Annotated in this window: 8 protein-coding genes; 7 read left to right on the forward strand and 1 reads right to left on the reverse strand. The window is 68.8% G+C overall.

Going from position 1 to position 11,209, the window contains the following annotated elements; all coding sequences use genetic code 11:
- From D7W79_RS30715 to D7W79_RS30750, 7 genes are all read left to right on the forward strand, one after another.
- A partial coding sequence (locus D7W79_RS30715; protein WP_120528932.1) for an ELWxxDGT repeat protein occupies positions 1–1,497 on the forward strand: 1,497 nt, incomplete at its 5' end.
- 113 nt (positions 1,498–1,610) lie between these two features.
- Positions 1,611–2,681 carry an MBL fold metallo-hydrolase gene (locus tag D7W79_RS30720; protein ID WP_120528933.1) on the forward strand — a complete coding sequence of 357 codons (1,071 nt, stop codon included), beginning with the start codon at positions 1,611–1,613 and terminating at the stop codon, positions 2,679–2,681.
- A 23-nt stretch (positions 2,682–2,704) separates the two neighbouring features.
- Entirely contained in the window at positions 2,705–3,601 is an 897-nt protein-coding gene (locus D7W79_RS30725) for a glycoside hydrolase family protein (protein WP_120528934.1), read from the forward strand.
- An 84-nt stretch (positions 3,602–3,685) separates the two neighbouring features.
- On the forward strand, positions 3,686–5,593 hold the full coding sequence (locus D7W79_RS30730) for a serine/threonine-protein kinase (RefSeq protein WP_120528935.1): 1,908 nt from the start codon (positions 3,686–3,688) through the stop codon (positions 5,591–5,593).
- 103 nt (positions 5,594–5,696) lie between these two features.
- Positions 5,697–7,604 (forward strand): serine/threonine protein kinase, encoded by a 1,908-nt coding sequence (locus D7W79_RS30735; protein WP_208729883.1) that lies wholly within the window; start codon positions 5,697–5,699, stop codon positions 7,602–7,604.
- A 267-nt stretch (positions 7,605–7,871) separates the two neighbouring features.
- Positions 7,872–8,081 (forward strand): hypothetical protein, encoded by a 210-nt coding sequence (locus D7W79_RS30745; RefSeq protein WP_120528937.1) that lies wholly within the window; start codon positions 7,872–7,874, stop codon positions 8,079–8,081.
- A 95-nt stretch (positions 8,082–8,176) separates the two neighbouring features.
- The gene (locus tag D7W79_RS30750) at positions 8,177–10,198 is read left to right on the forward strand and encodes a serine/threonine protein kinase (RefSeq protein WP_120528938.1); all 2,022 of its coding nucleotides are present in this window, start codon (positions 8,177–8,179) and stop codon (positions 10,196–10,198) included.
- Here D7W79_RS30750 and D7W79_RS30755 read toward each other — a convergent pair.
- Positions 10,195–10,998, reverse strand: a complete 804-nt coding sequence (locus D7W79_RS30755; protein ID WP_120528939.1) for a pseudouridine synthase — start codon at positions 10,996–10,998, stop codon at positions 10,195–10,197. The two genes, D7W79_RS30750 and D7W79_RS30755, sit on opposite strands and share 4 nt — an antisense overlap.
- Positions 10,999–11,209 lie beyond the last annotated feature (211 nt).

Genomic DNA, 11,209 nt, shown 5'->3' on the forward strand with positions numbered 1-11,209 from the left:
GGCTGCGGCGGGGCGCTTCCCGAGGACGGGACGGAAGCCGGCCTCGCACAGGAGCCTACCTCGGCGCCGGAAGTGACGGCGGAGGCCCTCTGCCTTCCCACCAGCGCGGGCACCCAGCGGGTGAAGACCATCCTCCCCCCTTCGGAGCTGGGCATCCCGCGCTTCGCGATGGGGCCGGGCGGCTTCGTGGACTTCAAGGGGACGCTGCACTTCGCGGTGAACTTCGAGGACGGCCGCCGCGGCCTGTGGCGGAGCACCGGCACGGACGCGGGCACCACGGAGGTGAAGGGCTTCCCGGCGACGTCGGGCAGCAGCACGCCGCTCCTGTCACAGCTTGCCGCCACGCCGACGCAGCTCTTCTTCCAGGCGCCGGACGCGGCGCACGGCAGCGAGCTGTGGGTGAGTGACGGGACGACGGCGGGCACCCGCCTGGTGAAGGACGTGACGCCGGGCGTGGAGGACTCGTACCTCACGCACCTGACGGCGACCGGCTCCACCCTCGTGTTCTTCCGGGAGGTGTTCGACACCACCGTCTTCACCACGCGCTACGAGCTGTGGAAGTCGGACGGCACCACCGCGGGCACGGTGCGCCTGCGCGACTTCGGCACCACCGTGGACGTGAGCTACCTGGACGCGAAGCCAGGCAACGCGCTGCTGTTCTTCGTGCGGGAACTGGAGGGCGGCATCGCCCTGTGGCGCACGGACGGCACCTCCGCGGGCACCGTGCAGCTGAAGCGGCTGGACGCGGGCCCCAACACCTTCCCGAACGACGTGCGCACCTCCGGCGCGCTCACCCTCTTCAAGCTGGACGAGAGCACCGGCCTGTCGGAGCTGTGGAAGTCGGATGGCACGGCGGGCGGCACCCTGCGGCTGGCGTCGTTCGGTTCCACGCGCGCCATGCAGGTGCTGGGCGCGCTGGGCGCGTACGCGTACGTCACGACGACCAGCTTCAGCACCCAGTACATGGTGCTCTACCGCGTGCCGCTCGCGGGCGGAAACCCGGAGCCCGTCTTCACCCTGCCCAACGACTACGCGTCGCAGGGCGAGGCGTTCCCCAGCATCGGCGACGTGAGCCAGGCGCCGGGGGGCAGGAAGCTGTACTTCGCCGTGAACATCGGCAGCAACGGCCCGGCGCCGCGCGACACCCAGCTGTGGGTGACGAACGGCACCGCCGGGGGCACCACCCTGCTGCGCCGGCCGCTGAGCCTGTCGGACGAGTACGGCTCGCCGGTGTACGCGGCGGCGGACAACCTGGTCTTCTTCAGCGCCTACGACCCCGCGACGGGCATCGAGCCCTGGGTGAGCAACGGCACGCCGTCCGGGACGCGCCTCCTCAAGAACATCGCCGCGCCGGCGCAGGGGGGCTCCTCCTACCCGCGCGAGTTCTTCCGCCAGGGCAGCCGCGTCTACTTCAGCGCCTATGACGACACGCTGAACGCGCAGCTGTGGTCCAGCGCGCTCAGCAACACCTGCGTGGCGCCGGAAGACGCCCTGTAGGCACTTTCCCGCCTCCCCGCCCCGGCCCGGTGCCGGACGCGGGGACGGCCCCCCGACTGGTCTCCAGGCGGGTGACCGTGCCCGGTGGACGCGTGGGTGTTAGACACCCGCGCATGCCCACCGTCAGTGACAGCGCGCGCCGCGCGGGACTCCGCCTTGAACGCAGCCGGGCCTCCCGTCAGTTCGAGGGCCAGGGTTTCCGCAACACCGCCCCCGTGGGGCCCGGCCTCCAGGGCAACCCGCTGCCCCTGCTGGGCGAGTACTTCTTCGGCGGCACGCAGCGCACGCCGCCCGCACCGCTGCCGGTGGACGACCCGCGCGGCACCTGGGCCCGCGCGCCGGACACCGGCCTGCGCGTCACCTGGCTGGGGCACAGCACGATGCTGCTGGAGGTGGACGGAGCGCGCGTGCTCACCGACCCCGTCTTCGGCGACCGCGCCTCGCCCGTGTCCTTCGCGGGCCCGAAGCGCTTCCACGCCACGCCCGTGCCGGTGGACGCGCTGCCGGACCTGGACGCGGTGCTGGTGTCGCACGACCACTACGACCACCTGTGCCGCGGCACCATCCAGGCGCTGGCGAAGCGGCGGGTGCCCTTCGTCACCGCGCTGGGCGTGGGCCGCCACCTGGAGGCCTTCGGCGTGGCGCCGGAACTGATTACAGAGCTGGACTGGTGGGAGGAGCACCGCGTGGGCCCGGTGGCGTTTCGCGCGGCGCCCTCGCAGCACTTCTCCGGCCGCGGCCTGGGCGACCGCAACACGACGCTGTGGGCGTCGTGGGTGCTCACCACGGACAAGCACCGGCTGTTCTTCAGCGGCGACACCGGCCTCACGACGGAGTTCGAGGAGATTGGCCGGCGATGCGGCCCCTTCGACCTGGTGATGCTGGAGGTGGGCGCGTTCCACCCGAGCTGGGGCGGCATCCACCTGGGCCCGGAGAACGCGCTCAAGGCGCACGCGATGCTGGGCGGCGGCACGCTGATGCCGGTGCACTGGGGCACCTTCAACCTGGCGCTGCACGCCTGGGACGAGCCCGCGGAGACGCTGGTGCGGCTGGCCACGGAGCAGCAGGTGCGCCTCTTCACGCCGGGCCTGGGCCGGAGCCTGGAGCCCTCGCGCGTGGAGGGCGTGACGCCGTGGTGGCGTGAGGTGGGCGAGCCCCGGCTCGTGCCCCGGCTGGCGCCTTGAGGCATCGGGCGTAGAGTCGCGCCATGACTCGCGCCCTCCTCGCGCTGCCCCTGGCCGTCGTCCTGCTGTCACCGCTGCTGGCGTGCGACCCGGCGGCTGGGGCGCAATCCCAGACAGACGACCCGAAGCCCGCGGAGACGAAGAGCGCGAAGCGGGGGCTCGGGTATGGCTATCACTCGGCGGAGGACCTGAAGGCGCTCTCCCCCGGGATGAGCTGGTGGTACAACTGGTCGCCCCGCCCGGAAGCCGGCGCCGCCAGCGTCTACGTCTCCCAGAACGTCTCCTTCGTGCCCATGGCCTGGGGCGGCACGCCCACGGTGGCCCAGCTGGAGTCGGAGATCCCGGCGGGCGCTCGATACCTGCTGGGCTTCAACGAGCCCAACTTCAAATCCCAGGCGAACAAGACGCCCCGCCAGGCCGCGGCGCTGTGGCCCGTGCTGGAGGAGGTCGCCCGCCGCAAGGGGCTCAAGCTGGTGTCCCCGGCGGTGAACTACTGCGGCGACTGCGTGTCGGAGGACGGCGTCACCTTCACCGACCCGGTGGTGTACCTGGATGCCTTCTTCAAGGCCTGCGCGAACTGCCAGGTGGATGCCATCGCCATCCACTGGTACGCGTGCGACGTGGGGGCGCTCAAGTGGTACGTGGGGCAGTTCAAGAAGTACAACAAGCCCCTCTGGCTGACGGAGTTCGCGTGCGGCGACCGGCCCCATGACGAAATCACCGTGGACGTGCAGAAGCAGTACATGGTGGATGCCATTGGCTATCTGGAGACGGAGCCCGCCATCGAGCGCTACGCGTGGTTCTCCGGACGCAACAACGAGATCCCCTCCATCAACCTGCTGGGCGCCTCCGGGGAGCTGACGGAGCTGGGCCACCTGTACGTCACGCTGGCCGCCGGTGCCGCGAAGCCGTCCCCGTGACGGGGGCGTCCCCACTCGTGAACCAGGCAGGCAGGGAGCCGGCGTTCGGCGTTTTCCGCGTTCCGGCTAGGATGCGCGCCCCATATGGAACTGCAAGCCGGAGATACCTTCGGACGGTATGAGTTGGTGTCCTGGCTGGGCCGGGGCGGGATGGCGGAGACGTGGCGCGCCCAGTTGATGGGGGCCGCGGGCGTCACCAAGTCCGTGCTCATCAAGAAGGTCCTCCCCGAGTACGCGGACGACGAGGCCTTCATCTCGATGTTCATCAGCGAGGCGCGTATCTCCGCCACGCTCTCGCACGGCAACGTCGCGCAGGTCTTCGACTTCGGGCAGGTGGAGGACGAGTACTTCCTGGCCATGGAGTTCGTCGACGGCAAGCCGCTCGACAAGGTGCTCAAACGCGCGCTGAAGGCGGGCCTGGGCGCGCTGCCCGTTCCGGTCGCGGTCTTCATCGCGATGGAGATGTGCCGGGGCCTGCACTACGCGCACACGCGCACGGACGGCAGCGGGAAGCCCCTGGGCATCGTCCACCGGGATATCTCTCCGGACAACGTGCTCGTCAGCTACGAGGGCCAGGTCAAGATCGTCGACTTCGGCATCGCGAAGGCGCAGCTCTTGCGCGGCTTCAAGACGGAGCCCGGGGTGGTGAAGGGCAAGTACCTCTTCTTCTCCCCGGAGCAGGCGCGCGGCGAAGAGGTGGATGCACGCACGGACGTCTGGGCCACGGGCATCGTGTTGTACGAGCTGCTGTGCGCGAAGCTGCCGGTGGAGGGGCCGCCCCAGACGGTGATGATGAAGATCGCCCATGGACAGCTCCCCGCGCCCACGACGCTCCGTCCGGACCTGCCGAAGGAGCTGAACGACCTCGTGATGAAGGCGCTGGCTCCGGACCGGAAGCGGCGCTTCGAATCCAGCCATGCCTTCGGGGACGCGCTGGCGGGCTTCCTCCATGCCCACTACCCGCGCTTCTCCTCGCTGAGCCTCGCGAACCTGCTGCGGGTGCTGTTCCGCGCGGACCTGACCCACGAGGGCCGGGAGCTGTCCGTGCCCGGTGACTTCCGCGAGGAGGTGAAGCGCTGGGGAGTGCCCGCGCTCACGAAGCTGCTGGATGCCCCGCCGCCGGAGCAGGTCCAGACCCGGCGGATGGTACGCGCCGTCGCGAAGCCGCCGCCCACCGAGACGACCCAATCCGACGCGCCCACGATTCCGACAGGCCGCTCGCGCAAGGCGCTCTACGGCGCGAGCGCGGTGGGAGGCCTGGCCGTGGCGGGAGCCAGTCTGTGGTTCCTGATGGACGCCCGCGCACCGGCGCCCGTCGCACCGCCGGTCGCGCAGAGGGTCGCGGTCGAAATGCCCGCGCCGAAGCCGGTCGCCGTCGAAGCGCCCGCCCCGAAGGTCGAGCCTCCCGCGCCGAGCCCCGTGGAGGAACCCGCGGAGATGGCGGCGGCTCCCGCTCCCGCGGAACACCTCGAGGAGCCAGAGCCCACGAGGCCCGCGCACTCCACCCGGAAGCCGTCCGCCCGGGCCGTCCGCGCCACCCAGCGCGTCCAGGCCGAGGAGCCGAAGCCGGTCCCCGTCATCGAGGAACCCGCACCGCCCACGGTCGTCGCGGCCAGCGCCGTCCAGGAACCGCCACCCGCCGTCGCGGAGAGTGCTCCCGCGCCCAAGAAGGGCGTCCTGGGGCTGCTCGACTCCAAGCGGCAGGAGGTGCAGCAGAAGGTCACCTCGCTCGTGAAGACGAAGCAGCAGCAGTTCTCCGGCCTGCTCCAGAGCAAGGACTACGACGCGGCCCTGGAAGCCGCCAATGACTGCGCGAAGAACAATCCAGGCGTGCCGGAATGTCACCTCATGCTCGGGGACGTCCACGCGAAGCTCAACCATCCGCGTGAGAGCACGCAGCACTACGAGACCTTCCTGAAGCTCGCCCCCACGGACCATCCGCGCAGGGCGCGCGTCATGGAGGTGCTGGGAAAGACCGGCGCCACGGATTGAGCGGTCAGCGATTTCCACTCGCTGACATCCAGAGCGGTCAGGCAGGCAGAAAGGCAGCCGTGATTCTGCCATCCCTGGAATCTGGGTTTAGAATGTGCGCCCCATGGCACTCCAAGCGGGCGACGTCTTCGGGCGGTATGAGCTGGTGTCCTGGCTGGGCCGGGGCGGCATGGCGGAGACGTGGCGTGCCCAACTCGTAGGCGACGCGGGCGTCACCAAACCCGTGCTCATCAAGAAGGTCCTGCCCGAGTACGCCAACGACGAAGCCTTCATCTCCATGTTCATCAGCGAGGCACGCATCTCCGCCACGCTGTCGCATGGCAATGTCGCGCAGGTCTACGATTTCGGCCGGGTGGACGGTGAGTATTTCCTGGCCATGGAGTTCGTGGATGGCCAGCCGCTGCATCGCGTCCTCAAGCGCGCGATGAAGAGCGAACTGGCCGCACTGCCCATTCCGGTCGCCGTCTTCATCGCGATGGAGATGTGCCGGGGGCTGCACTACGCGCACACGCGCACGGACAGCCGTGGCCAGCCATTGGGCATCGTCCACCGGGACATCTCTCCGGACAACGTGCTGCTGGGCTACGAGGGTCAGGTCAAGATCGTCGACTTCGGCATCGCGAAGGCGCAGCTCATCCGCGGATTCAAGACGGCGCCGGGCGTGGTGAAGGGCAAGTACCTCTTCTTCTCCCCGGAGCAGGCCCGTGGGGAAGACGTGGATGCGCGCACGGACGTCTGGGCCACCGGCGTCGTGCTGTATGAATTGCTCTGCGGCAAGCTGCCGGTGGAAGGGCCGCCGCACGTGGTGATGATGCGCGTGGCGCGCGGGGAGATTCCGGCACCGAGCGTGCTCCGGCCGGAGCTTCCGCAGGAATTGAATGACATCGTGATGAAGGCGCTGACGCCGGACCGGGAGCAGCGCTTCGAGTCCAGCCACGCGTTCGGGGATGCGCTGGCGGGGTTCCTGTATTCGAGCTTCCCGCGCTTCTCCTCCATGACCATCGCGCACCTGCTGCGCGTGTTGTTCCGGGGCGACCTGGCGCAGGAGGGCCGCGAGCTTTCCGTGCCGGGCTCCTTCCTGGAGGAATTGAAGGCCTGGCGCGAGCAGGCCGCGCCCGAGGAGCCGGTGACGCCGCCGCCCTCCACCGAGCGCCAGACCCGGCGCCTCCGGCCGGTCAGCACGCATGTCACGGAGACCACCCAGCCCCGCTCCATCATGGCGTCCCCTGGAGCCTCGCGCCCGCTGTTCTACGGGTTGAGCGCGGGAGGACTGCTGGCCGTGGGTGCGAGCCTGTGGCTGCTGCTGGATGCGCATTCGCAGGGGGCAACCGTGGGAGCCCCACCGCCCACGCCCATTCAGCGACCCACTGCCTTGCCTGCGACGAACCCTGGCCAGCTTGAAGACAAGAAGCCAGAGCAGGTGGAATCCCAAGCGACAGCACAGATTGCCGGCACCGACAAAACACCCTCCCTCTCCGAAAAAGACGCTGCCGCAGCACTTGAGCTGAAACGCTCCATCATGATTGCCGCCACGCAGGGCAGATTTCCAGACGCACTCGCCCTGGAAAGGCGCTGCTATGAATTACACCCCGACAGTCCAAACTGCCTGCTCGCATCGAAATTCATCAAATCAAGACTATCCTATACGATCCAGCCATCCACCTCTCCTTCAACCCAATCCCCTTCATCAAGAAACTCCGCCCGAGCGCCACTCCCAAAAGACATCAACGAAATAAGACAAGCCGTCAACACACTCAACAAGGAAGGGCGCACAGGAGATGCTCTGAAGGTGGCACAAGCCTGCGTGGACAGAGACCCCAGGGAGTACGAATGCCATCTCATGCTCGGTGTCCTCTACGCCAAGCGCGGGGATTCCCAGTTGAGCGAGCAGTCTTACGAAAGATTTCTCACACTCGCCCCTCAAGACCACCCCAAGAGAGCGCGCGTCATTGAAATCCTGAGTAATGCCTCCAGTCGCACATTGCCAACCAGTAGTTCCGCCTCCGAGTAAGCCGTATCTTCTTCAGCAGGAGCTCCAGGCGCCCAATGACACTCCAGGCAGGCGATAGAGGGCCATCTCAAAGAGAGACCGCGCCATCGAAATCCTGGGCAGGCAGTCACACCAATAATCCAATCTGACTGGACTGCGTTTGCCATCCATGACCGGCGACTGTTGAAATCCGCACCTGCTCTTCCCAGCCCTCATGGGAAGGCATCGCAGCCAGGCGTACGCTGACGTCACGCCCACCCCTCGGGCACTCTTCCAAAGGATCCCACCATGAAGAGAAAGCTGATCACCACCAGCGTGTTCCTGTTTGGCCTTGTCCTCGGAGGCGCCTCCGCCAGCGCGTCCAGCCCGTCCAAGGATGCGCCGGTGCCGAGCATCACGCCGGAGATGGCCGCGTGCGTCTACGCCTGTGAGAGCAACGGACAGAGCCACGAGGTTTGTTGGGCCTGCTGCGTGCGCAACATCTGCGCCGTGGACTGAGCCAGACACCCACCCGGCCCGCCACCTCGCGGGCCGGGGCAGTACCGTCATTCATTGCCATGACCCGGCGCATTCGCGCATAGGATGCCCGCCCCATGGCACTACAAGCGGGGGACGCCTTCGGGCGGTATGAGCTGGTGTCCTGGCTGGGCCAGGGCGGCATGGCGGAGACGTGGCGCGCCCAGCTGGTAGGCGATGCCGGCGTCACCAAGCCCGTCCTCATCAAGAAAGTCCTGCCGGAGTACACCAACGACGAGGCCTTCATCTCCATGTTCATCAGCGAGGCGCGCATCTCCGCCACGCTGTCCCATGGCAACGTCGCCCAAGTCTACGATTTCGGCCGCGCGGACGGCGGGTACTTCCTGGCCATGGAGTTCGTGGACGGCCAGCCGCTGCACCGCGTCCTCAAGCGCGCGATGAAGAGCGGCATGGCGGCCCTGCCCGTGCCCATCGCCGTCCTCATCGCGATGGAGATGTGCCGGGGCCTGCACTACGCACACACGCGCACGGACGACCGTGGACAGGCGCTGGGCATCGTCCACCGGGACATCTCTCCCGACAACGTGCTCGTCAGCTACGAGGGCCAGGTCAAGATCGTCGACTTCGGCATCGCGAAGGCGCAGCTCATCCGGGACCTCAAGACCGAACCCGGGGTGGTGAAGGGCAAGTACCTCTTCTTCTCTCCAGAGCAGGCGCGCGGAGAGGAAGTGGATGCGCGCACGGATGTCTGGTCCACCGGCGTCGTGCTGTATGAGCTGCTCTGCGGGCGGCTGCCCCTGGACGGGCCGCCCCAGGCCGTGATGATGCGCCTCGCGCGCGGCGAGTTCCCGCCGCTGAGTGAGTCACGCCCGGACCTGCCGGAAGCGCTCCAGCGCGTCATCCTCAAGGCCTTGCATCCGGAGCGCTCCCAGCGCTTCGAATCCAGTCATGCCTTCGCGGAGGCCCTCGCGGGGTTCCTGTACGCGAACCACCCGGGTGTGTCCTCGCTGAGCCTGGCGCACCTGCTGCGGATGCTGTTCCGTGAGGACCTGCTGTCGCACGGCCGCGAACTGTCCATCCCGGGGTCCTTTCAAGACGAGCTGGCGTCCTGGGGCGAGCAGCCTTCGGCACTCGCGAAGAAGCCCACGCGTCCCAGGCCGCTGCTCCACACCGGCAGAATCCCTCTCTCCGAAGCCGGTCTCGACGTGGTGGAGGAGGAGACTCCTGCCGCGCTGGCGCCCGCTGTGTCGAAGAAGTGGATGCTGGGCCTGGGCTCCACGGGGCTCGCCATCGGGGCCAGCTGCCTCTGGCTCCTCACCTCCCCCGAGGTGCCTTCCGAGCACCCCGGCGCCTCGCGTCCCATCGAGCCTCCGCCCGCCGCGATCGCCTCCCGTCCCGACGACGCACGGCCACCTCCCGCGGTCGCCGTCCCCATCTCTCCGCCCGCGACCCCGCTTCCGGAAGCCGCCTTGTCCCTGACCGACTATCAGGACCGCATCCAGGAGCGGATGCAGCAGGGAGGACTCCAGGAGGCCGTGGACCTGGCGCATCAATGCGAGACGCGGTTCCCCCGCGAAGGGGAATGCCAGCTCCTGCTGGGGGTGCTGTACGCGCGGCTCAATGACAGCCGCAGCAGCGTGACGCACTACCAGCGCTTCCTGGAGTACGCCCCTGGCACGCATCCCAGCCGCTCGAAGGTGGTGCAAATCCTGGACGACGCGCAGGCCCTCTCGTCGGCATCGGGCCGGATCGTGAAGCCGGAGACCTTCGCTGACATGATGGAGACCGGCCGCACGGCCTTCCGGGACGAGAAGTTCCCGGAGGCCGCCGCCGCGTACCGCAACGCGCTGGCCATGAAGCCGGGCTCGCTCGATACCAAGCTGGAGCTGGGCCTGACGCTCATCCAGCTCAAGCCCGGCACCCCGGCCGACCGCAAGCAGGCCGTGAAGCTGCTGGAGGACGTCACGCGGAACAATCCCAGCACCCGGCGGGCCTGGCTGGGATTGGAGACCGCCTACACCCTGACCGGCAACAAGGCCAAGGCCAAGCGCGCCCACGACCGGTACATGCTGATGTCCCCCAGGAACATGGCGAACCCCGCGAGAGCGCGGGAGCTGATCAAGAACCTCGGCCGCTAATCCGCACCGGGCTGGAACCCCAGCCCCTGCGCCACCTCCACCTCCGTCAGCTCGCGGAAGGCCCCTTCCGCCACGTCCAGCACCACCCGCCCCACCGCTTCACGGTGCAGCGTGAGCACCGGGTGCCCCACCGCCGCGAGCATCCGCTTCACCTGGTGGTGCCTCCCTTCCGTGAGCGTGAGCGCCACCACGTCAGGCGCCCGGAGCACGGCCTCCGCCGGACGCGTGGGGCCGTCTTCCAGCGTCAATCCCTCTCGCAGCCGCGCCAGCGCCGCCTCCGTGGGCTGTCCCTCCACGCGCGCCACGTACCGCTTGGGCAGGTGCGTCTCCGGCGCTGTCGCGTGCCGCACCAGCCGTTCGTCGTTGGTGAAGAGCAAGAGCCCGGTGGTGTCCCGGTCCAACCGGCCCACCGCGTACCACTCGAAGCCCTGAAGCTCCGGTGGCAACACCGCTCGCAGCCGTTCGAAGACGGTGCCCACGCCCTCGGGATCCGAGCCGTGCACCACCGGCCCCGCGGGCTTGTGGAACATCAACACGCGCACCTGACGTGACAGCGCGTGCTCCACGCCGTCCACGCGCACCCGCGTCCCCTCCCCGACCGGCGAGAACGGCTCGCGCTCCACCCGGCCGTCCACCTCCACGCGGCCGTCACGAATGGCCTGCTCGGCTTCGACCCGGGGCATCACGCCCGCCCGGCCCAGGGCTCGCGCCAGCCAGTCCGCGCCCGGGCCCGCCGGAGTCTCCGGTCCCCTGCGCCTCGCCGCCTCCAGCCATCGCGGCGTCCGTTGCTTGCGCGCCATGCGTCCTCCCGTGTTGCACCCGCTGTATCAGATGCGTCACGCCAGGGATTCCCCGAGCACCGCGCACATTGGAGCGAGCAGGAGGGCTTCCGGGGCGGCGCCACGCCGTTTGACTCGCCCCGGCGGCTCTGCGCATGTGCGCGCCCGCCGTGTCAACGCGCCCCCCCGACTGTCTCTTATACCCATCTGACGCTGCCGACGATAAGGCCCC

This window comes from Corallococcus exercitus, assembly GCF_003611585.1.
GTDB classification, from domain to species: domain Bacteria; phylum Myxococcota; class Myxococcia; order Myxococcales; family Myxococcaceae; genus Corallococcus; species Corallococcus exercitus.

What these genes read in the sequence shown, in the direction of transcription:
- D7W79_RS30725 (WP_120528934.1), top strand. Translation starts at nt 2,705, where the DNA reads ATGACTCGCGCCCTCCTCGCGCTGCCCCTGGCCGTCGTCCTGCTGTCA.
- D7W79_RS30720 (WP_120528933.1), top strand. Translation starts at nt 1,611, where the DNA reads ATGCCCACCGTCAGTGACAGCGCGCGCCGCGCGGGACTCCGCCTTGAA.
- D7W79_RS30730 (WP_120528935.1), top strand. Translation starts at nt 3,686, where the DNA reads ATGGAACTGCAAGCCGGAGATACCTTCGGACGGTATGAGTTGGTGTCC.
- D7W79_RS30755 (WP_120528939.1), bottom strand. Translation starts at nt 10,998, where the DNA reads ATGGCGCGCAAGCAACGGACGCCGCGATGGCTGGAGGCGGCGAGGCGC.
- D7W79_RS30750 (WP_120528938.1), top strand. Translation starts at nt 8,177, where the DNA reads ATGGCACTACAAGCGGGGGACGCCTTCGGGCGGTATGAGCTGGTGTCC.
- D7W79_RS30745 (WP_120528937.1), top strand. Translation starts at nt 7,872, where the DNA reads ATGAAGAGAAAGCTGATCACCACCAGCGTGTTCCTGTTTGGCCTTGTC.
- D7W79_RS30735 (WP_208729883.1), top strand. Translation starts at nt 5,697, where the DNA reads ATGGCACTCCAAGCGGGCGACGTCTTCGGGCGGTATGAGCTGGTGTCC.